The sequence below is a fragment of the Micromonospora sp. CNZ297 genome (assembly GCF_007827625.1).
The window spans coordinates 36,935-58,732 of sequence record NZ_VISU01000021.1; the positions used below are offsets into that span (position 1 = coordinate 36,935).

The 21,798-nt window shown below is 74.2% G+C and carries 15 protein-coding genes; 5 read left to right on the forward strand and 10 right to left on the reverse strand.

Annotation, left to right across the window (positions count from 1 at the left end; translation table 11 throughout):
- Nucleotides 1-14 precede the first annotated feature (14 nt).
- Together FB454_RS27800 and FB454_RS27805 are read right to left on the reverse strand one after the other, a co-directional pair.
- Complete coding sequence (locus FB454_RS27800) at nt 15-1,004, reverse strand: ArsR/SmtB family transcription factor (protein ID WP_120571556.1); 990 nt, start codon at nt 1,002-1,004, stop codon at nt 15-17.
- Between the two features lie 242 nt (nt 1,005-1,246).
- Nucleotides 1,247-2,290, reverse strand: a complete 1,044-nt coding sequence (locus FB454_RS27805) for a glycoside hydrolase family 183 protein (RefSeq protein ID WP_135243409.1) — start codon at nt 2,288-2,290, stop codon at nt 1,247-1,249.
- Between the two features lie 39 nt (nt 2,291-2,329).
- On the opposite strand from FB454_RS27805, the gene FB454_RS27810 reads away from it, so the two are divergent.
- Complete coding sequence (locus tag FB454_RS27810) at nt 2,330-2,899, forward strand: NUDIX hydrolase (RefSeq protein ID WP_135243408.1); 570 nt, start codon at nt 2,330-2,332, stop codon at nt 2,897-2,899.
- A gap of 49 nt (nt 2,900-2,948) precedes the next feature.
- Here FB454_RS27810 and FB454_RS27815 read toward each other — a convergent pair whose 3' ends face one another.
- Both FB454_RS27815 and FB454_RS27820 read right to left on the reverse strand, forming a co-directional pair.
- On the reverse strand, nt 2,949-4,040 hold the full coding sequence (locus tag FB454_RS27815; RefSeq protein WP_135243407.1) for a sugar phosphate nucleotidyltransferase: 1,092 nt from the start codon (nt 4,038-4,040) through the stop codon (nt 2,949-2,951).
- 64 nt (nt 4,041-4,104) lie between these two features.
- A complete protein-coding gene (locus FB454_RS27820) occupies nt 4,105-5,250 on the reverse strand; it encodes a glycosyltransferase family 4 protein (RefSeq protein WP_145823803.1) in 1,146 nt (381 codons plus the stop codon).
- A gap of 150 nt (nt 5,251-5,400) precedes the next feature.
- Between FB454_RS27820 and FB454_RS27825 the strand changes: the two genes are divergently transcribed.
- Nucleotides 5,401-6,090, forward strand: a complete 690-nt coding sequence (locus FB454_RS27825; RefSeq protein ID WP_030271206.1) for a TIGR03089 family protein — start codon at nt 5,401-5,403, stop codon at nt 6,088-6,090.
- 124 nt (nt 6,091-6,214) lie between these two features.
- On the opposite strand, the gene FB454_RS27830 is transcribed toward FB454_RS27825, so the two are convergent.
- Both FB454_RS27830 and FB454_RS27835 read right to left on the reverse strand, forming a co-directional pair.
- Nucleotides 6,215-8,206, reverse strand: coding sequence for an acetoacetate--CoA ligase (locus FB454_RS27830; protein WP_030271208.1), 1,992 nt, complete (start codon nt 8,204-8,206; stop codon nt 6,215-6,217).
- Between the two features lie 321 nt (nt 8,207-8,527).
- Nucleotides 8,528-9,043, reverse strand: a complete 516-nt coding sequence (locus FB454_RS27835) for an acyl-CoA thioesterase (RefSeq protein WP_013284146.1) — start codon at nt 9,041-9,043, stop codon at nt 8,528-8,530.
- Between the two features lie 23 nt (nt 9,044-9,066).
- Here FB454_RS27835 and FB454_RS27840 point away from each other — a divergent pair, with 23 nt between their 5' ends.
- On the forward strand, nt 9,067-9,720 hold the full coding sequence (locus FB454_RS27840; RefSeq protein WP_145755111.1) for a hypothetical protein: 654 nt from the start codon (nt 9,067-9,069) through the stop codon (nt 9,718-9,720).
- A gap of 52 nt (nt 9,721-9,772) precedes the next feature.
- Here FB454_RS27840 and FB454_RS27845 read toward each other — a convergent pair whose 3' ends face one another.
- The gene (locus tag FB454_RS27845; protein WP_013284144.1) at nt 9,773-10,936 is read right to left on the reverse strand and encodes an acyl-CoA dehydrogenase family protein; all 1,164 of its coding nucleotides are present in this window, start codon (nt 10,934-10,936) and stop codon (nt 9,773-9,775) included.
- Between the two features lie 247 nt (nt 10,937-11,183).
- On the opposite strand from FB454_RS27845, the gene FB454_RS27850 reads away from it, so the two are divergent.
- Nucleotides 11,184-12,611 carry a UDP-glucose dehydrogenase family protein gene (locus tag FB454_RS27850; protein ID WP_013284143.1) on the forward strand — a complete coding sequence of 476 codons (1,428 nt, stop codon included), beginning with the start codon at nt 11,184-11,186 and terminating at the stop codon, nt 12,609-12,611.
- 161 nt (nt 12,612-12,772) lie between these two features.
- Nucleotides 12,773-17,686 carry an SCO7613 C-terminal domain-containing membrane protein gene (locus FB454_RS27855; RefSeq protein ID WP_145823804.1) on the forward strand — a complete coding sequence of 1,638 codons (4,914 nt, stop codon included), beginning with the start codon at nt 12,773-12,775 and terminating at the stop codon, nt 17,684-17,686.
- A gap of 293 nt (nt 17,687-17,979) precedes the next feature.
- On the opposite strand, the gene purE is transcribed toward FB454_RS27855, so the two are convergent.
- From purE to FB454_RS27870, 3 genes are all read right to left on the reverse strand, one after another.
- Complete coding sequence (purE, locus tag FB454_RS27860; protein ID WP_013284141.1) at nt 17,980-18,471, reverse strand: 5-(carboxyamino)imidazole ribonucleotide mutase; 492 nt, start codon at nt 18,469-18,471, stop codon at nt 17,980-17,982.
- Nucleotides 18,471-19,628 carry a 5-(carboxyamino)imidazole ribonucleotide synthase gene (locus tag FB454_RS27865; RefSeq protein WP_030271213.1) on the reverse strand — a complete coding sequence of 386 codons (1,158 nt, stop codon included), beginning with the start codon at nt 19,626-19,628 and terminating at the stop codon, nt 18,471-18,473. The genes purE and FB454_RS27865 overlap by 1 nt, the downstream gene beginning before the upstream one ends.
- A gap of 64 nt (nt 19,629-19,692) precedes the next feature.
- Nucleotides 19,693-21,729 carry a thioredoxin domain-containing protein gene (locus FB454_RS27870; protein ID WP_145755113.1) on the reverse strand — a complete coding sequence of 679 codons (2,037 nt, stop codon included), beginning with the start codon at nt 21,727-21,729 and terminating at the stop codon, nt 19,693-19,695.
- Nucleotides 21,730-21,798: the final 69 nt, after the last annotated feature.

Consider the following 21,798-nt stretch of genomic DNA (forward strand, 5'->3'; position numbering starts at 1 on the left):
TCCGGCGGGCGCGCTCAGGCGTCGAGGACGGCCCGGCCCAGCGGGGTGAGCGTATGCAGGACGGTGTTGCGGTCACGCTGGCTGACCAGCAGCCCCGCGTTGCGCAGCACTGTGGTGTGCTGGCTGGCCGCGGCGGCGGAGATGCGCAGCCGGCGGGCCATCTCGCCGGTGGTGCAGCCCTCGTCGGCGGCCTGGAGCACCCGGGAGCGGGTCCGGCCGAGCAGGGCGGCGAGCGCCTCGCCCTGCGGTGACGCGGCGGGGCCGGACGCGGGCGTCAGGCCGGCGAGCCGGTCGACCGGGTAGACCAGCACCGGGGGCAGCGTCGGGTCGACGAGCGCCACCGGCGTACGCGAGCAGAAGAACGACGGCACGAGCAGCAGCCCTCGGCCGTCCAGGTGCAGTTCCCGGGTGTCCGGGTAGTCGAGCACCTCCAGCACGCCCGAGACCCAGCGCATGTTCGGCCGCAGGCTGGCGAGCAGCCCTTCGGCGCCGCCGTCGAGCATGGCGCGCGCACGCCGGGCCCGGTCCGCCTCGACCGCCGCCTGCACCCGGGCCCAGTAGGGCGTCACCGCCAGCGACTGGTAGCGGGCCATGGCGTCGGTGAGGTGGTGCAGCGTCGCGGGCTCACCACGGGCGAGCGCGCCGGCCGACGACGGCAGCGCGGTCTCCCCGGCCAGCCGCGTGAGGTCGCGGCGCAGCATGTCCACAGGGGTGCCCCGGACCGCGTCCAGCCCGGCCTCGATGCCCTCCCGGCTGGCGGACGGGGTGAGGAAGTCGGGGAAGTAGCCGCGCGGCGGGTTGAGCGCGAGCAGCAGACGGTACTGCTCGGCGTCGGTGTCGGTCCGCAGTCCGTGCGCCACGGTGCGCCGCCACGTGGTCATCATCGGGTCCCGGCTGCGCCCCTGGAGCAGGTGCAGGCTGAGGACCAGCTCCCAGAGCGGGTCCGCGGCCGGTGCGACCCGGGTCCGCAGGACGTCCTCGCCCGAGAAAATGATCTTCAACATGGATTGCTCCCGTGCGGACGGCGGGGGTGCCCGCCACACTTCGCACTGTACCCGCCGGCACTAATCTCCATCTTTAAGCGTCAGGTGAAAAACCTCGACGGTGGGCGGGCGGGTTCGGCAAACTCTCTGTTGCCTGCCGACGCCGGGGCGCAACATCGACCCGGACGCCGGCTGACGGGCGTGGCCGGGTGGCACCACGAGGGTCTGCGACTTCAGTCGCAGGGGTGCCGCCCGGCCCTCGCTCATCCGATCCAGAGCGCCACCCGATGGTCCTCGTCGGTGACGTAGTAGCAGCGTCCCGCCAGCTCGGCCAGCCCCTCCACGTGGTGGAACGGCGCCAGCTCCGCGACCACCTCCCCCGCCACCAGGGCGTCCCCGCCCGCGTCGTGCCGGAACCGCACGTGCCGGGAGGTCACCTCACCGCCGTGCGGGTGGTCGTCAAGCAGCACCGAACCCTTGCCCAGCGCGTCGATCGACCCGGTCACCGCCGCGTAGCCGCCGTCGCCGGTCGGCGTGATCGCGCGGAAACCGGCGAGCGCGCCGGGCGGCGTCACACCGGTCAGCGCGTACGCCCCGAGCCCCAGCAGGTCACCCGAGTGCTCCGGGTCGTCGAACATCTCCGGTACGCCGGCCAGCTCGACGTAGACCGGCTCCCCCGCGGCGGTCACCGGGAACCGCAGGCCCAGCAGCGCCGTACCGGCCGGGGTGAACACCGCCGCCTCCACGTTGACCGGCAGGTCGTCGGCGGCCAGCCGGGCCACCCAGCTCTTGGCGCGGGCGGTGCCCCGGGCCAGCGTCTCCACGATGAACCGCTCCCGGACCCGGTCACCTGCCGGCAGCAGCGTCAGCGGGGCGGCGGCGAGCGCGTCGTTCACCGCCCGGTGCAGCCGGAAGCGGTTGCGCACCACGTGCACCGGCAGCGGCCCGGTCACCGCGTCGTCCTCCCGGAACCGGGCCACGAACGCGCGCCGGGGCCGCAGCGGGCCGCGCTTGGACCCGAAGTGCGAGCCGAAGACGTACACCCAGCCGTCGTGGTGGGCCAGCGCCTCGCCGTCCTCGGTGCGGCCGTTCTCCGGGCCCGCGTCGGCGGCCACGTGGTGCGCCTCCCAGTGGCCGTCGTCGCGTTCCAGCAGCAGCGCCAGGCACTGCTCGACCGGCCCCTCGTCCAGCACGGTCCAGAAGCCACGGCGCGCGCCGTGCGCCCGCAGCAGCGCGGCCGACCGCACCGGCAGGAGGTCGCTGGCCTCGTTGCCGGCCACCAGGAACTCGACGAGTCGCAGGGTCACCGCGCCAGGGTACGGAGGCGGCGCTCGTAGAGTGTCCGGGTGCCCGACTTCACCTCGTACACCGAACTGCACGCCGACGCCGTCGCCACGCTGAGCCGCTGGACGGCGACCAGCCCCGCCGCCGGCGCCGCCCGGGACCGCACCTTGGCGCTGCTGGCCGACGGGCCGGTCGCGATGAGCCGGACGCACCGGGCCGGGCACGTCACGGCGAGCGCGCTGGTGCTCGACCCGGACGGCCGGGTGCTGCTCTGCCTGCACGGCAAGATCCGCAGGTGGATGCAGCTCGGCGGGCACTGCGAGCCCGGCGACCGGACGCTCGTGGCCGCCGCGCTGCGCGAGGCCACCGAGGAGTCCGGCATCACCGGCCTGACCGTCGAGCCGGAGCCGATCGACGTGGACATCCACCAGGTGACCTGCCAGGGCGGCTCGTTCCACTACGACGTCCGGTACGCCGCCCTGGCCCCGGCGGGCGCGGTCGAGCGGGTCAGCGCGGAGTCCGAGGCGCTCGGCTGGTTCCCGCCGGACCGGCTACCCGAGCCGCTCGCCCACGCCACCGCCCAGCTCGTGCCGCCGGCGCTCGCGGTGCTGGCCCGCCACGCCGGCGGCTGAGCGGCGGTACCGCGCCGCGCCGCCGGACGCGGGTCGGCGGGTCGGCGGATCAGACCAGGCCCTCCTCGCCGCGTTCCTTCAGCTCGTCCACGATCTTCTTCACGTCCTGCGCGCGGTCGCGCGGGCACACCAGCAGCGCGTCAGGGGTGTCCACGACGATCAGGTCGTGCACGCCGACGGTCGCCACCAGCCGGCCGGAGTGCGGCACCACCACGGTGCCGGTGGTGTCGTGCAGCAGCACGCCCGGCTTCGCGTCCCCGCCCAGCACCACGTTGCCGGCGCCGTCGGCGGGCAGCACCTCGCCGAGCGTGTGGAAGTCGCCCACGTCGTTCCAGCCGAAGTCGCCGGGCACCGTGCCCACCCGGCCGGCCGTCGCCGCACCCTCCATCACCGCGTAGTCGACCGAGATCCGGGGCAGCGTCGGCCAGATCCGGCCGAGCACGTCGTCCTGCTCGGGGGTGCCCCAGGCCGCCGCGATGGCGGTGATCCCGGCGTGCAGCTCCGGCTGCTGGCGGGCCAGCTCGGCCAGGAAGACGTCCACCCGCCAGACGAACATGCTGGCGTTCCAGAGGTGCCGCCCGGAACGGACGTACACCTCGGCCACCTCGGCGGCCGGCTTCTCCTTGAACTCGCGTACCGGGCGCAGCGTGCCGTCCCCCACCGGCTCACCGGTCTCCAGGTAGCCGTAGCCGGTCTCCGGGCGCGTCGGGGTGATGCCCACAGTCATCAGCAGCCCCTGCTCCGCGCCGCGGATGGCCTGCCGTACCACCTCGGCCAGCCGGGCCGGGTCGCCGATCAGGTGGTCGGCGGCGAACGAGCCCATCACCGCGTCCGGGGTCCGGGTGGCGATCACCGCGGCGGCCAGCGCGATCGCGGCGCAGGAGTCGCGCGGCGACGGCTCGACCAGGATGTTCTCCTCCGGCAGGCCAGCCAGTTGCCGAGCCACCGCCGCGGCGTGCGCGGCCCCGGTGACCACGAGCGTGCGCTCCGGAGTGGTCAGCGGCGACAACCGGTCGACAGTGGCCTGCAACAGCGAGGCGGCGGTGCCGGTCAGCGGGTGGAGGAATTTGGGATGGCCGGCACGGGACAACGGCCACAACCTCGTGCCGCTGCCGCCCGCCGGGATGACGGCGTAGAACATCAGCACATCATGCCCGAAGCGGGCGAGCCGTCACGGTCGGTCGCCCGGGACCGGCAGCCGGCGCTCAGGACCGGGCCCGTCGCCATGCCGCGATGTGGACCTCGGCGCTGGACTCCCAGGTGAACTCCTTGGCCCTGTCGAAACCGGCCTTGGCCAGGGACAGCCGCCGCTGCTCGTCGTCCAGGAGGGCGGCCAGGTCGGTGGCGATCTGGTCCGGGTCCTCGCTGGTGTAGGCCACCGCGTCGCCGCCCACCTCGGGCAGGGACAGGCGCGGCGTGGTGAGCACCGGGGCGGCGCACGCCATCGCCTCCAGGATCGGCAGGCCGAAACCCTCGCCGTACGAGGGGTACGCCGCCACCAGCGCGCCGCCGAGGAAGCCGGGCAGGTCGGCGTAGCGCAGGTAACCCGGGCGCAGCAGCCGCAGGTGCGACGGGACCTCGGCCACCGCGCGGTCGATGTCGTCGTCGTGGCCCTGGCCGCCGGCCACCACCAGCGCGGGCGGGTTCGTCCGGTCGGCCACCGCCCGGGCCCAGCCGCGGATCAGGTTGGGTACGTTCTTGCGCGGCTCCTTGGCCCCGAGGAACGCGATGTAGCTGCTGTCGCCGAGCCCCAGGCGGGCCCGGACGCGTGCCTTCTCCTCGTCACCCGGCGCGTGGAACGCGTCCTGGTCGACACCGTGGTAGGCGACGTCGATCCGGGTCGGGTCGGCGTCCAGCAGCCGGATCAGCTCGTCGCGGGTGGCCTTGCTCGGCACGATCACCCGGTTCGCCCGGCGCAGCGAGGTCTTGATCGCGCTGCGGAAGAACGTCCGGCGCGACTTGTCGTAGTGCTCCGGCTCGGTGAAGAACGTCGCGTCGTGCACGGTGACAGTGACCGGGCAGCCGGCCCGCAGCGGGCAGGTGTAGAACGGCGAGTGCAGCACCTCGGCGCCGACCTGCTGGGCCAGCAGCGGCAGGCCGGTCTGCTCCCAGGCCAGCCGGGCCGGCCGGTGCGCCACCGCCGCCGGGGCGGGGATCACCTCCGCGCCGGGCAGCATCCGGGTGTAGCGCTCCAGGTCGGTGCGGAGGCTGACCACGGCCAGGTCGACGCCGGTGCCGCAGACCCGGCCCAGCGCGCCGAGCAGTCCGTCGACGTATCTACCGACGCCGCCACGGTCGGCGGGGACACTCGTGGCGTCGATGAGAACGCGGGGCGGGCGACCGGCGGTCACGGGGCGACTCCTCAGGTGGCGCAGTTGTGGGGAATAACACTCTCGGCAAGCCTACGCCGGGCCGGGCGCGAGGCGCTGACCGCGACCCGACGGTACGCCGACTTGTCGCTGTCATCGAGTACGCACGCGGGGCGCGTATCGTTCGCGCCGATGGCCGACAACATTGCCCGGGTGTTCGCCGACGCGATCGCGACCGACCCCACCCGACCGCTGCTGACCTGGTACGACGACGCCACCGGCGAACGCACCGAACTCTCCGGGGCGACGCTCGCGAACTGGGTGGCGAAGACCGCGAACCTGCTCACCGACGAGGTCGGCGCCGCGCCCGGCGACGCGGCCGGGGTGCTGCTGCCGCCGCACTGGCAGACCGCCGCGGTGCTGCTCGGCTGCTGGTCGGCGAAGCTCACAGTGACCGGCACGCCGGGCCCGGTGGAGGCACTGTTCGTGGCCGTCGGCCGGGTGGACGAGACGGCCGGGTGGCCGGCCGGCGAGCGGTACGCGCTGGCGCTCGACCCGTTCGCGCTGCCGATGCGGCAGGTGCCGGCCGGCTGCACCGACTTCGTCTCCGCGGTACGCGGACACGGCGACCACTTCACGCCGAACCCGGCCGGTGGCGAGGCGGACGCGGCGCTGCTGGCCCGCGCACAGGCTCGCGCCACCGAGCTGGGCCTGGCTCAGGGCGATCGCCTCCTGGTCGACGTGACCACCCACCCCGACCCGGTCGACTGGCTGCTCACCCCGCTGACCGCAGGCGCCAGCGTGGTCGCGTGCGCCCACCCCGACCCGGCCCGCCTGCCTTCCCGCGCCGAAACCGAGAAGACCACCCACACCCTGGCCTGACGCCCGCCCCTTCCCCTCCCCGTTGATCTTGCGGTTTCGGCCCTCGGGACGGGTGATTCGCCCCGTTCGCCGGGGCGGAACGTGCAAGATCAACGGGCGGGGCGGCGGGGCGGAGAGTGCGAGATCAGCGAGGCGGGGCGGGGCTGTCGGCGGTGGCCCGGCGCTGGGCCAGTGCGGCGAACGCCGTCAGGGACTCCGGGTTGGCCAGGGCGCCCTTGGCCGCCGCGCTGTCGACCGGGGTGCCCGTCAGGATCTTCTTGACCGGCACCTCCAGCTTCTTCGCGCTCAGCGTGCGGGGCACGGCCCGGACCTGGTGGATCTCGTCCGGCACGTGCCGCGGCGACAGCGCGGTACGCAGCTCCCGGCAGATCTTGCGCCGCATCTCGTCGTCGAGTTCCAGGCCCTCGGCGAGCACCACGAACAGCAGCAGCTCGCCCGCGCCGCCCTCGTCGTCCTCCAGGTGCACGACGACCGAGTCGACCACCTCGTCCAGCCCCTCGACCACCGAGTAGAACTCGGCGGTGCCGAGGCGTACGCCGCCCCGGTTGAGCGTGGCGTCGGACCGGCCAGTGATCACGCACCCGCCGCGCTCGTTCACGGTGATCCAGTCGCCGTGCCGCCACACCCCGGGATAGACCTCGAAGTACGCCTCCCGGTAGCGGGCGCCGTCCGGGTCGTTCCAGAACCCGACCGGCATGCTCGGCATCGGCTCGGTGATCACCAGCTCGCCGAGCTGCCCGATCACAGCGCTGCCGTCGGCGGAGCGGGCCTCCACCTTCGCGCCGAGCGCCCGGCAGGCGATCTCCCCCGCGTACACCGGCAGCAGCGGCACGCCGCCGACGAACCCGGTGCACACGTCCGTGCCTCCGGACAGCGACTGGAGCTGGAGGCGGTCGCTCACGTTCTCGTACACCCAGGTGAAGCCCTCGGCCGGCAGCGGCGCGCCGGTCGAACCGAGGCCGCGCACCGCGGACATGTCGGCGACCTCGCGCGGCACCAGCCCGGCCTTGCGGCAGGCCAGCAGGAACGGCGCGGACGTGCCGAAGTACGTGGTGCCGGTGTCGGCGGCCAGCCGCCACAGCGCGCCCAGGTCGGGGTGGCCCGGGTTGCCGTCGAACAACACGATCGCCGCGCCCACCGCCGGGCCGGAGACCAGGAAGTTCCACATCATCCAGCCGGTCGTGGTGAACCACAGGAACCGGTCGGACGGGCCCAGGTCGTGGTGCAGCGCCAGCATCTTGAGGTGTTCCAGCAGGATGCCGCCGTGGCCGTGCACGATCGGCTTGGGCAGGCCGGTGGTGCCGGAGGAGTACAGCACGTAGAGCGGGTGGTCGAAGGCGACAGGGGTGAACGTCAACGGCTCGTCCGTCGCCGCCGCCAGCTCCGCCCACGGCAGCGCGCCGTCGGGGGCCGGGCCGTCCGGATCGAGGTACGCGATGGCGACCGTGTGCCGCAGCGACGGCAGCGCGGCCCGGATCGCGGCCACCTCGGCGCGCCTGTCGACCGGCTTGTCGCCGTACCGGTAGCCGTCCACGGCGACCAGCACCGTGGGCTCGATCTGCTGCCAGCGGTCGGTGACGCTGCGGGTGCCGAACTCGGGCGCGCAGGAGGAGAAGATCGCGCCCAGGCTGGCGGTGGCGAGCAGCAGGACGTACGTCTCCGGGATGTTCGGCGCGTACGCGGCCACCCGGTCGCCCGGCCCGACACCGAGGCGGCGCAGCCCGGCGGCCACCCGGCGGACCCGCTCGCGCAGCTCGGCCGCGGTGAGCGTCTCCGGCGCGCGGGTCTGACCGTGCGCGATCACCGCCGGGTCGTCGTCGCCCAGCCCCGGCATGCGCAGCACGTTCTCGGCGTAGTTGAGCGTCGCGCCGGGGAACCAGCGGGTGCCCGGCATGGCCCGGCCGGTGAGGGTGGCGGTCGGCGGGGTGTGCGCGACCACGTCGAAGTAGTCCCAGATCGAGCGCCAGAAGGCGTCCAGGTCGGTCACCGACCACTGCCACAGCGCGTCGTAGTCGGCGAACTCCAGCCCGCGGTGCTCGGCCAGCCAGCGCAGGTAGTCACCGATCCGCGACCGCTCCCGCACGTCCGCCGGCGGCGTCCACAGCACGTCAGCCACTGTTCCACCCTCCCCTGGGCCCGCCACGACGGTGTGCCGGGGCCGTGGCGCCATCTTGCCCTACCTCGTGCCGCCATTGTCCGCGCCGGGTACGCCGTACGGGGCGTGCCCCGCCCACACCCCGAACCCCCACCCCATGTGGCTCGCGTGTAAGGAAGGGCCCCCTATTAACGCCTCGTGCAGAGGAAGGGCCCCTTGTTAACACCTCGCCCTCCGCGGGTGTCTGCCGCCGGTGGAGGCGGCGCGGGTAGGCCCGGGGGGGGTGTTAACAGGGGTCCCCTCCTCTACCGCAGGCGTTAACAAGGGGCCCTTCCTTACACCTCAGCCAGCGCGGTGGGCCTGGATAGCGCGGCGCCGGGCGAGCCGGTGCGCGCGCCGGATCTCGGCCTCCCGGAAGCGGCGCTCGTCCTCCGGCGTCTCGGGCAGCACCGGGCGGACCGGCCGGGGCGTGCCACCCACGTCGACGCCCACGAACACCAGGTACGCGGTGGCGACCCGGACCGGTTCCTCCTCGGCCGAGTCCCAGCGTTCGGCGACCACCTTCACCCCGACCTCCATCGAGGTCTGTCCGGTCCAGTTGATCTGCGCGTGCGCGTGCACGAGATCGCCCACCCGGACCGGCTCGGAGAAGACGATCTCGTCGATGGACGCGGTCACCGCGGTGCCGCCGCTGTGCCGCGCCGCCGCCGCGCCGGCGACGTCGTCCACGAATTTCATCAGTACCCCACCGTGCACGGTCCCGTACAGATTGACATCGACCGCGGTCATGATGCGACTGAGCGTGACGCGGGAGTACGACGTGGGCTTACCCGGCGGGACCGCGGGATGATCTGTCATGCCGAAAACGGTACGGTGCGCGGATGCGACATCTCTGGAGCTTCCTCGCCGGGTTGGCGGTGGCGCCCGTCACCTGGGTGCTCGTCACGCTCGGTCAGGACGGATCTGAGCGGACCGTCGACCGCTGGGTGGAGATCGGGACGTACAGCACGCCGAACCTGATCGAGCCGGCCGTCTATCTGGGCGTCGCCGGCATCCTGCTCGGCCTGCTCGGCACGTTGCGCTTCTCGCCGTTCGGCCCGCTGGTGGCCGGCCTGCTGCTCGCGGTCCCGTACCTCGGGCTGTTCGTCGCGCCGTTCAGCGTGCGGGACCGGGTGCCGGACGACCTGAAGCTGCTCGGTGACCCGCTGCCGCTGCGCGACCCGCTGGACAACGGCACGCTGTTCCTCATCGGCGTGCTGCTGCTGATGGCGGTGTTCAGCACGAGCCGCTGGCGGCGTCCCGCCACACCCGCGACGGCCGAGGCGGAGCTGACCCCGGCCGTCGCGCCGGTGGAGCACAAGCCGGCGCTCACCGACTGGCCCCCGGCGCCGGCGAAGGACCCGGACACGCCGCCGCTCACGCTGGCGTACCCCGAGACCCCGACCGAGCCGCTGCCCCGCCGCACCGGCGGCGAGTCGCCGTGGTCCGCGCCCCCGCGCGGCGCCGGCCGGCCGGAGGGCACCGAGAGCCGTTGAACGAGCGCGGGCGGGCCGGTACGCACCGGCCCGCCCGCCCGAACGCCTGCGGTCAGCCCTTGAGTAGCTGACGCGCCATCACGATGCGCTGCACCTGGTTGGTGCCCTCGTAGATCTGGGTGATCTTGGCGTCCCGCATCATCCGCTCGACCGGGTAGTCGCGGGTGTAGCCGTAGCCGCCGAGCAGCTGGACCGCGTCGGTGGTGATCTCCATGGCGGCGTCGGACGCGAAGCACTTCGCGGCCGCACCGAAGTAGGTCAGGTCCGCGTCGCCGCGCTCGGACCTGCCGGCGGCGGCGTACGTGAGCTGCCGCGCCGCCTCCAGCTTCATGCCCATGTCGGCGAGCATGAACTGGATGCCCTGGAAGTCGGCGACCGGCTTGCCGAACTGCTTGCGCTCCTGGACGTAGCCCTTGGCGTAGTCCAGCGCGCCCTGAGCGATACCGACGGCCTGGGCGGCGATGGTGACCCGGGTGTGGTCCAGCGTCTTCATCGCGGTGGCGAAGCCGGTGCCCTCGGCGCCGATCATGCGGTCGGCCGGGATCCGGACGTTGTCGAAGTAGACCTCACGGGTGGGCGAGCCCTTGATGCCGAGCTTCTTCTCCGGGGCGCCGAAGCTGACGCCCGGGTCGGACTTCTCCACCACGAACGCGGAGATGCCCTTCGAGCGCGCTGTGGGATCGGTCACGGCGAACACGGTGTAGTACTCGGAAACGCCCGCGTTGGTGATCCACCGCTTCACGCCGTTGAGCACCCAGTGGTCTCCGTCACGTACCGCCTTGGTGGTCATCGCGGCGGCGTCGCTGCCCGCCTCCGGCTCGGAGAGGCAGTAGGAGAACATGCCCTCCCCGGCCGCGACCGGGGTGAGGTACTTGCGCTTGAGTTCCTCGGAGCCGGCCAGCAGCAGCGGCATGGTGCCCAGCTTGTTCACCGCCGGGATCAGCGAGGACGACGCGCAGGCCCGGGCCACCTCCTCGATCACGATGGCCGTGGCCAGCGCATCCGCGCCGGCGCCGCCGTACTCGACCGGGATGTGCGGGGCGTGGAAGTCGGCCGCCCGCAGGGCCTCGTAGGACGCCTTGGGGAACTCACCTGTCTCATCCGCCTCGGCGGCGTGCGGAGCCACCTTGGCCGCACAGACCTCACGGACCGCCTCCCGGATCGCCTCGTGTTCCTCCGGCAACCGGTAGACGTCGAACGACTGCTCTGCGGCCATGTCGGCCCTCCCCTTTCACCGCTATCATGCGCAGTCTGTGCCGCCCGGGGGCCGACGACTGCCGCAAACTGAAGGATAGCCACCGGCCCCGGCCGAACCTTACCGGCGGGTAGGCTCGCGCCCGAGCCTCGCCCGCCCAACCCCATTACCCTCACAGCAGACATCCAGTTCCCTCGGTGCCCGGCCTCGGCGCCCCAGCAGAATGCGACGCGTGGAAGCGCCGCCAGTGCGAGCGGAGAAGACAGGCGTGACGATTCCGTACCCGAACACCCAGCCGATGCCCGCCATCGCCGCGGTGACCCCGCCGTCCGGCGCCGCCCGCCCGCGGGTGACCTTCCTCGGCACCGGCTACCTCGGTGCGACCTACGCCATCTGCTACGCGGAGCTGGGCTACGAGGTGCTCGGCTTCGACGTCGACGCGGACAAGATCGCCAAGCTGAACGCGGGCGAGGTGCCGATCCACGAGCCCGGCCTCGACGAGCTGCTGCGGCGCAACCTGGCCGCCGGCCGGCTGCGGTTCAGCACCGACATCCAGGAGACCGCAGACTTCGGCGACGTCCACTTCATCTGCGTCGGCACCCCGCAGCGGGCCGACGGCATGGGCGCCGACCTGTCGTACGTCGAGGCGTCCGTGACCAGCCTCGCCCAGCACCTGACCCGCAAGGCGCTGATCGTCGGCAAGTCCACCGTGCCGGTGGGCACCGCCGAGTGGGTGGAGCAGCTCGTCGGCAAGCACACCCCGGCCGACCTCGGCGTCGAGGTGGCGTGGAGCCCCGAGTTCCTCCAGGAGGGCTTCGCCGTCGACGACGTGCTGCGTCCGAACCGGATCGTGGTCGGCGTCAAGAGCGAGTGGGCCAACGGCATGCTCTTCGCCGCCCACAAAGGCGTCTTCGACCTCGCCGCCACCGAGGACCGCGAGGTGCCGCTGGTGGTCACCGACTTCGCCACCGCCGAGCTGGTCAAGGTCGCCGCGAACGCGTTCCTCGCCACCAAGATCTCCTTCATCAACGCGATGGCCGAGGTCTGCGAGGCGGCCGGCGGCGACGTCACCCAGCTCGCCCGCTCGATCGGCTACGACCCGCGCATCGGCAACCGCTTCCTCCAGGCCGGGCTCGGCTTCGGCGGCGCCTGCCTGCCCAAGGACATCCGCGCCTTCCAGGCCCGCGCGCAGGAGCTGGGCGCCGGTGAGGCGCTGCGCTTCCTGCACGAGGTGGACCTGATCAACCAGCGCCGCCGCAGCCGCGTGGTGCAGCTCGCCGCCGAACTGCTCGGCCGCCGCTCCGGGCCGGCCGGCCCGGACCTGTCCGGCACGCGGGTCGCGGTGCTCGGCGCCACGTTCAAACCCAACACCGACGACGTACGCGACGCGCCGGCGCTCGCGGTCGCCTCGCTGCTCGGCAAGGCCGGCGCCGACGTGCACGTGTTCGACCCGCAGGGGGTCGAGAACGCACGCCGGGCGGTGCCCGAGCTGACGTACGAGGAGACGATGAACGACGCCGTCCGCGGCGCCGACCTGGTCTGCGTGCTCACCGAGTGGGCCGAGTTCCGCAACGCCGACCCGGTGGCCCTGGGCGAGCTGGCGAACGGCCGCAAGGTGGTCGACGGGCGCAACTGCCTCGACTCCACACTGTGGACGCAGGCCGGCTGGGAGTACCGCGGCATGGGTCGCCCCTGATCCGCTGAGCGCGCGGACCGGCCGCCGGGGAACGTCTCCCGGCGGCCGGTCCGTTTTTGTTGTCCCGAACGCGGCGGCAACTGTCGAAATCCCGGCCCACTCAAGGCATGCTGCCTCTGGGAGGTCCACAGTGCGGGGGCACGGGCGGACGGGAGACTGTCGTGGAGAGCTTCAGGTGCGCCTCGTGCGGGCAGGACATCAAGCCCGCCGTCGTCTGCCCGCACTGCGGCGCGCACCAGCCGCAGTGGGCCGAGCACCTGGCCGACATCGAGCGCTCGATCGCCGAGATGAAGGCCCGCGACGCCGAGATCGCCCGGGAGCAGCGGCAGATCGCCGCGAAGATGCAGGCCGCCCTCTTCCAGCGGGACATCCTGGCGCACGCCGGTGAGGAACGGATCCGGCAGGCCACCCGGCCGCGCCGGGTGCTGCGCCGCCGGCCCGGCCGCCGCCCGCCCACCGCCGCCACCGGCGCGCCGCCCCGGGTGCCCCGCCAGGGCACCCCGCCGCCCGGCCCGCCGGAGGACCTGCCCCCGTCGCCGCCGCGCGGCCGCCCGCGCTGGCTCGACGCGGACGACCCGGAGCACCCGCCCGAGGCGTCCTCGCGCGAGGTGCAGAACATCCCGCTCGGGCTGGGCGCGCTCCTGCTCGGCGTCGCCGCGGTGGTCTTCGCCGCGGTCGCCACCAGCTCGATGGACGCGCTGGCCCGCCTTGGCGTGCTGCTGGTGGCGACGGCGCTGATGCTGCTCGCCCCGCCGGTGCTGGCCCGGCGCGGGCTCACCTCCACCGCCGAGACCATCGCCGCGGTCGGGTTGCTGCTGGTGCCGCTGGCCGGGTACGCGCTCTGGGCCGTGGACCGGATCGGCGGCGGCTCGTCGGGTGCCGCGTTCGCCGGGACGATCTTCCTGGTCACCACGCTCGTCGCTCTCGGGTACGCGTACGGGACGGGTCTGCGCGCGCCACGCTTCGCCACAGTGCTGGCCGCCCAGCCGGTGCTGCCGCTGCTGGCGTACGAGCGGATCACCGGGCCGGTCGGCTGGGCGCTGGTGCTGACCGTGGTGGCAGTGCTCGACCTGGCGCTCGCGCGCTCGGCGGTGGTACGCGAGCGGCCCGTCCGGCGGGACCTGCCCGTCACCGAGCAGGCACCTCCCGTCCCGCCCCGGCAGCGCGCCGACGACGACCGGCCCGAGTCGGCGCCGGAGGAGTCCGCCGAGGTGCTGGGCGGTGAGACACCACCGGGTCCGGCCGCCACCGCCACCGCCCGGCCGGTGCCGTGGCTGCCCGAGCTGACCTGGCTGCTGCACGGCGTGGCGGTCGCTGTCGCGCTGGCGTACGCGGTGACCGGACTGCTGCGCGCCACCACGGTGCCGCCGGCCGCCGCCGCGGGCACGGTGCTGCTGCTCGCCGCCCTGGTCGCGCTGGCCGGGACGCTCGTGCTGCGCCGGCCGCCGCTGCCGGACGTGGGCGCCGGCATCCTCACGCTGGCGGTCATCGGCGCTCTCGGCCGGGTCGCCTCGGTGGCTCTGCCCGGCCGGTCCCTGCTGCTCATCTCTGCCGTCATCGCGCTGACCGGGCTCGCCGTCCGGGCCGTACCGGAGACGGCCCGGCGTGGCCCGCAGATCGCCTCCGCGGTGGCGCTCACGGTCAGCGGCCTGGTGGTGGCCGGTGGCGCGCTGCGCGCCGGGCTGGCCCCGGTCCGGGCCGCCTTGCCGGCGTGGTCGGCGGATCTGACCGGATGGCACGCCGAGCTGGCCCGGGCGGTCGGCCCGACCGGCTGGCAGCTCGCGGCCAGCGCGTCGTTGCTCACGATCGCCGCCGTGATCGCGCTGCCGGCCGAGATCCGGCGCGAGTTCGCGGTGGTCGGCGCGGCGCTCACCGCGCTCGCCGTACCCGCGTCGCTCGGTCTGGGCTGGGCGGCGGCCTGCTGGCCGATGCTGCTCACAGCGGTAGCGGTCGGCGTGCTCGGGCTGACCGCACGCACCGAACGGTCCGCTGTGGCGCACGCGGTGACAGCGGCCGGGCTGGGCCTGGTCGGCGCGGGTGCTTCGCTCGCCCGCCCGGCGCTCACCGCCGCCGCGCTGACTGTTCTGTTCCTGGCCGGGGCGCTGGTGTCCCTCGCCCCGCGGGTCCGGCTCGCCGCCGCCGCGACGGAGACGGTCTGCTCCTGGGCCGCGGGCGGCGCGGCGTTCGCCCTGCCCGGTGCCGTCGCCGCGTTCGTGGCGGCCACGGTGCCGACGCCGCCGGTCGCCACACCGGCGAACCTGCGCGAGATCACCGTGCCGATCCTCGCGGCGAGCTTCCTCGCCGTCTGCGTCACGCTCGGCTACGCCGCCCTGGTGCAGGTGGCGCAGCGGCACCTGAGCATGCCGCACGCGCTCGGTACGGTGCTCGGCGCGGTGGCGGTCGCCGCCGCCGCGTTCGGCGCGCCGGGCGCGACCTCGGCCGACGCGTGGGTGGGGAGTCTGCTCCTGGTCGCCGCCGCGCTGCTGGCGCTCGCCCCACGCATCGACGCCGGCCGCCGCGCGGACATGTCCCTCGACGGGTCCGACCTGGCGCTCGCCGCCACCACAGTGGCGCTCGTCGCCACGCTGGCCCGGATCGCCGCGGTGCTCGCCCCCGGCGGTCAGCTCGTGGTGGCCTCCGCGCTGGTGCTGCTGGTGGCGGTGGCCGCCCGCGCGCTGCCCGAGGAGTGGCGGCGCGGCCCGATTCTCGGCATCGCCGCCGGTGGCACGCTGATCGGCCTGATCGCCGCCTGGAGCGCGTTGCGCGGCGGACTCGGCGTGCTGGCCACCCCCGGCCCGATCTGGGCCGGTGACCTGTCCAGCTGGCCGGCCGCGCCGACCGGCGGGTCGACCTGGCAGGCCCCGGTCGCGCTGGCGCTGCTGGGGGTGACCGCGGCGATCCTGCTGCCGCCGCCGTGGAAGTACGACGTCTCCGGCCTGGCCGCCGTGCTCGCCACGGTGGGCGCACCGGCCGCGTTCGACCTGCCCTGGTGGTCCCCGGTGCTGGTCGGCTGCATGGTGGCCACCGTCTACGGCATGGCCGCCGCGGCCGCTGTCGATCCCCGGGCCGCGCTGTCCCGGGCCACAGTGGCCGGGGTGGTGGCGCTGCACGCGGCCGGGGCCGGGCTGGTACGGCCGTGGACGACAGCGCTGGCGCTGGGCAGCATCGCGCTGATCGGCGCGACGGTGGCCGCAGTGGCCCGCACGCTCGCGCCTTCCCTCGTCGACGACATCCGCAGCGAGGGCATGCCGCCGCACCTGGTGCAGGTGGGCGGCGCGGGCGCCGGAGCCGCACTGCTCGCGCTGCCCGGCGCGGTGGCCGCGCTGGCAGTCGAGTACGGCCGCCCACCGCAGGTGGTGCTCACCGCCGCGCTCGCCGCCGCCAGCATCGGGCTGGCCGCGATCGCGGCGGTACGCCGGCAGGTGCCGCAATACCTCCCGTACGCCAGCGTCGCGGTGGTCGGCGCGGCCACAGTGACCGCCGCCGCGGCGCTCGCTGTCGGCCTGCCGGCGGGCGTGTTCGCCGCCGCCGCCGCGCTGCTCGGTGTGCTCGCCGAACTGGTACGGGCCGCCACCGTCCCGCCCGCCGGTTCGGGCCGGCCGGTACGCCGCTGGACCGTGCTGCTCAACGGGGCGCTACGACGTGCCCCGGACGATCCCGAGCTGCGCTGGCGGGTCAGCCCGGCGGCTGGCGCGCTCGCCGCCGCGGCGCTGCCCACCGCACTGGCGCTGGCCACGCTGGCGCCCTCACTCGTGGTGGCGCTGTTCTCGCCGTTCGCGGTGCTGGGCCGGGTGTGGCAGGGGCCACCACCGGAGTTGCTGACCCCGCCGCCGGAGGCGGTCAACCCCACGCACGTGCTCACCGCGCTGCTGCTGACGGTGACCGCGGCGCTGGCCGCCACCGGGTTCAGCGGCGGCCGGCGGTCCCGGGCGGTGCCGGTGATCCTGCCCGGCGCGGCGATCACCCTGCTGATCACGCCGGTGGCGCTGGGGCGGGGCTGGCCGGTGACCGCGCTTGCCGCGCTCGCGGTGTTCACCATCTCGATGCTCGGGCTGGCGCTGACCCCGCCACCGGCGATCGCCGAGCCGGGCCGGTCGATCCGGGTGGCCCGGGTGCTGGTCTTCGCGCTGGGGCTGGCCGCCGGTGGCGCCGGGCTGGCCGGCAGCCTCGCCACGAGCGACCTGACCGTGTTCACGCTCGGCGGGGCGGTCGGCGTGGGTGCTGTCGCCGCGCTGTTCGGCACCACCCAGCGGGCGCGCATCCTGGGCTGGTTGTTCGGCTCGGTGATGGCTCAGCTGTTCGTGCTCACGATCGGCCTGAAGTCCGGGCTGGCGGCCGTCTGGTCCGCGTTCGGGGTGCTCGCCGTCGGCGCGGCGTTGCAGGTGTTCGCCGCCACGCTGCCCCGGCTGCGCCGTCCCGAGGCGTACCGGGAGGCGGCCACAGTCGAGTGGAGCGGCTACGGGGCGGCGCTCATCGCGCTGGCGCTGGCGTACGACTCGCCCCGGCACATCGCCGCGCTGCTGGCCGCCTGGGGCGCGGTCCTCGGGGTGGCGGCCAGCCGTCCGGGACGTCGTCCGATGGAGCGCAACCTGCTGTTCTGGGCGGTGGTGGCCTGCGAGATCAGCGCCTGGTGGATCCTGATGCGGGTGGCCGACGTGGCGCTGCCGGAGGCGTACACGCTGCCGTTCGCCGCGCTGGCCCTGCTGGTCGGCGTCCTGCAACTGCGGCACCGGCCCGACCTGTCGAGCTGGGTGGCGTACGGGCCGGCGCTGGTCACCGCGTTCCTGCCCACGCTGGCGATCGTGATCGCGACCGAATCCAGCATGCTGCGTCAGGTGCTGCTGCTGCTCGGCGCCGTCGCGGTGCTGATCTTCGGCTCGACCAGCCGGCAGCAGGCCCCGGTGATCGTCGGCGCGACGGTGACCGCTATCGCGGCCGTGCACGCGTTGTTCAGCCTCGGCCCGTGGCTGGTCCTGATCCCGGTCGGCATCGTGCTGCTGGTGCTGGGGGCGAGCAACGAACGCCGCCGCCGTGCCCAGGAGCGCCTCCAGACCGCCCTGCGCGGCATGCGGTGAGCCGGTCCCGGTCGGGCCTGGGACGCGACTGATCAGGTCACGCTCCGTGTCGACGGGCTGCGGCGGGGATGATGCCCCTCTGCCGCCTTTGCTCTGCACCCACTGACGCAGCAGTCACCAACTGTGACGATGGCCGCCGCCGAGCCGTTTGGGGGCGCGAGGCCGGGTTGCAGGCCAGAGCCGTGCTGCGCCGATGGCTGCAGAGCAAAGTCGGCGGAGGGCACAGACACGCGTCGGCCCGGCCGGTCACGCTGAGCGACCAGACACCTGGGAAACAGAGAGTGACGAGACGGTCAGATCAGGGAGGCGCGCAGCGCGGCATCCTTCTCCGCGACCAGGTCCTCCAGGCTCGCCTGGTAGGCGGCCATCCTGTCGCGCAGCACCGGATCCGAAGCGCCCAGGATGCGTACCGCGAGCAGGCCGGCGTTGCGAGCGTTGCCGATCGACACGGTGGCGACCGGCACCCCGGCCGGCATCTGCACGATGGACAGCAGCGAATCCATGCCGTCCAGGTACTTCAGCGGCACCGGGACACCGATCACCGGCAGCGGGGTGACCGAGGCGACCATGCCGGGCAGGTGAGCCGCTCCGCCCGCGCCCGCGATGATCACCTGGACGCCACGACCGGCCGCGGCCCGTCCGTACTCGATCATCTTGACCGGGGTGCGGTGCGCCGAGACCACACCAACCTCGTACGGCACGCCGAACTCGTCGAGCGCCTCGGCGGCGGCCTTCATGACCGGCCAGTCCGAGTCGCTGCCCATGATCAGCCCGACGGTGCTCATCAGTGCCCCTCCTGGAGCCAGCGGGCGGCACGCGCGGCCCGGGCCCGTACATCGTCCAGGTCGTTGCCGAGCACCGTGACGTGCCCGATCTTGCGGCCCGGGCGCACCTGCTTGCCGTACAGGTGGACCTTGGCCCCGGGCTCGGCGGCGAACAGGTGGTGCAGCCGCTCGTCGATGGACCTGCCGCCCGGCGCGCCACCCAGCACGTTCGCCATCACCACGACCGGCGCGGTCAGCGAGGTGTCCCCCATCGGGTAGTCGAGCACCGCCCGCAGGTGCTGCTCGAACTGGGAGGTCCGGGCCCCCTCGATGGTCCAGTGCCCGGAGTTGTGCGGCCGCATCGCCAGCTCGTTGACGACCAGCCCGGACGGCGTGTCGAACAGCTCCACCGCGAGCAGGCCGACCACGCCGAGCGCGGTGGCCAGGTCGATGGCGAGCTGCTGCGCGGCCACGGCCTGCTCCTCGGGCAGGTCGGGCGCGGGCGCCAGCACCTCGACGCAGATGCCGTCGCGCTGCACCGTCTCCACCACCGGGTACGCGGCGACCTGCCCGAACGGCGAGCGCGCCACCTGCACGGCCAGTTCCCGGCGCAGCGCCACCCGCTCCTCGACCAGCAGCGGGGTGCCACCGGCGAGCAGCGTGGCGGCCAGCTCACCGGCCTGACCGGCGTCGTCGACCATCCAGACGCCGCGCCCGTCGTAGCCGCCCCGGGCGGCCTTGAGCACCACCGGCCAGCCGGTCTCCTCGCCGAACGCGATCAGGTCGGCCGGGGACTCCACCGGACGCCAGGCCGGGTTCGGCGCGCCCAGCTCGCCGAGCCGTTCCCGCATCACCCGCTTGTCCTGCGCGTGCACCAGCGCCTCGGCCGGGGGGAACAGCTTCACGCCCTCGTCGGTCAGGGTGCGGATGTGCTCGTTGGGGACGTGCTCGTGGTCGAAGGTGACCACGTCGCAGCCCTTGGCGAACGTGCGCAGCGCGGCCAGGTCGGTGTGGTCGCCGTACTGGACGTCGGCGGCGACCAGCGCGGCACCGTCGTCCGGGGCGAGCGCCAGCACGCGCAGCGACTGGCCGAGAGCGATGGCGGCCTGGTGGGTCATCCGGGCCAGCTGGCCGCCACCCACCATGCCCACGACGGGGAGACCGGTACGGGAGTCCATAGCGCCGCCAGCCTATAAGGGCCGGTGCCGGGCCGGACCGTGAGGGCGGCCCGGCCCACTCCGCTCAGCCGAGCTGCGCGACCAGCTCCTCGACGCCGGTCACCGGCCGTTGGCAGACGAAGCCCCGGCAGACGTACGCGGCGGGCTTCCCGTCGACGAATGGCCGCCCGGCCAGCAGCGGCACGCCGGGCTGGTCCGGGGCGCCGGCCACCACCACCGCGCCGGGCGGGGCGTGGCGCCGGGCGGCGGCCACCAGCGGGTCGCCCTCCGGGTCGCCGGTCGCCACAGCGATCTCGTACGGCCCGGACAGCAGCGCCTCGCCGACGGTGGCGGCGTACCCGGTGAACCGGGCGTGCCTGTCGACGATCGGCGCGACTGTCGTCAGCGTCTTCTCGGCCGCCTCCCGGTAGCGGGTCTCGCCGGTCAGCGCCGCGTACGCCACGAGCGCCGCGACGATCGCCGACCGGCCCGACGGGGTCGCGTTGTCGGTCGGGTCGGCGGGCCGGGTGACCAGGCGCTCGGCGTCGTCGGCGGTGTCGTAGAAGGCGCCGTCCGGGCCGGCGAACCGGGCCAGCGCCACGTCGAGCAGCTCACCGGCCAGCGTCAGCCACCGCCCCTCGCCGGTGAGCTGGTGCATCGCGCAGAACGCCTCGGCGACGCAGCCGTAGTCCTCCAGCACCCCGGCCGGCTGACCCACGACCTTGTCCCGGGAGACGCGGCGCAGCCGGCCGTCCACGAGATGCACGGTGGCCAGGTGCTCGGCGGCGTCCCGCATCGCACCGTCGGAGACGATGAGCACGCCGTCCATCAGGTTCGCGTCTTCGTCGTCGGGCGACACGAGCAGCGAGGCGACCTGCTGGAACTCCGCGATGGCGGTGATCGCGAGCCCGTTCCAGGCGGCCACCACCTTGTCGTCGCGGGCGGGCTGGGGCCGGGTGTCGCGGGCGGCCAGCAGCCGGCCCACCACGTCCTGCCAGCGGGCCCGCACCTCCGGGTCGGCGTCGTCGACGTCCCGGGCCAGCCGCAGCACGCTGGTGCCGTGCTCGAACGTGCCGTCGGCGGTGACCTCGAAGAGGTCCGCGGCGAAGCGGCCGTCGTCCTCCCCCAGCACCTCGACGAGCTGGTCGGGTGTCCAGACGTAGGTGAGCCCCTCGACGCCCTCGGTGTCCGCGTCGAGCGCGGAGGCGAAGCCCTCACCGGCGCGGTGCAGCTCGTCGGCGAGGAAGCGGGCGGTGTCGCGGGCCACCCGGCGGGCCAGCCGGTCGCCGGTGAGCCGCCAGAGCTGGGTGTAGACCCGCAGCAGCAGCGCGTTGTCGTAGAGCATCTTCTCGAAGTGCGGCACGGTCCAGTGGCCGTCCACCGAGTAGCGGGCGAAGCCACCGGCGAGCTGGTCGTTGAGGCCGCCGCGGGCCATCGCCTCGCAGGTGTGCCGGACGATCTCCAGGCTGCGCGCCGAGCCGGTGCGCTGGTGGTGCCGGAGCAGGAAGAGCAGGTTCATGTGCGGCGGGAACTTCGGTGCGCCGCCGAAACCGCCGTTCGTCTCGTCGTACTCCCCGGCGAGCCGGCTCGCGGCGGCGTCGAGCAGTTCGGCGGTGAGCGGGGCGGTGACGCCGCCGACGGCCTGCGCGCCGCCGATCGCCTCGACCACTGCGGTGCCCTGCCGCAGCACCGCCTCGCGCTGGTCGCGCCAGGCGGTGGCGACCGAGCCGAGCAGCCGGATGAAGTTGGCGCGGGGGAAGTACGTGCCGCAGAAGAACGGGGTGCCGTCCGGCGTGGCGAAGACGGTCATCGGCCAGCCGCCCTGCCCGGTCATCGCCTGGGTGGCGGTCATGTAGACCGCGTCGACGTCGGGGCGCTCCTCGCGGTCGACCTTGACGCAGACGAAGTCGTCGTTCATCAGCCGGGCGACTGCCTCGTTCTCGAACGACTCGTGGGCCATGACGTGGCACCAGTGGCAGGCCGCGTAGCCGACCGAGATCAGCACCGGCACGTCGCGCCGTTTCGCCTCGGCGAACGCCTCGTCGCACCAGGGCCACCAGTCGACCGGGTTGTCGGCGTGCTGGAGCAGGTAGGGCGACGTGGCCTCGGCGAGTCGGTTCACCACCCGACCTTAGCGAGCGCGCGGAGCCGGTGCGGCGCGAGTGCGGCGGCCGGGCCGGGGTCGTGGTCC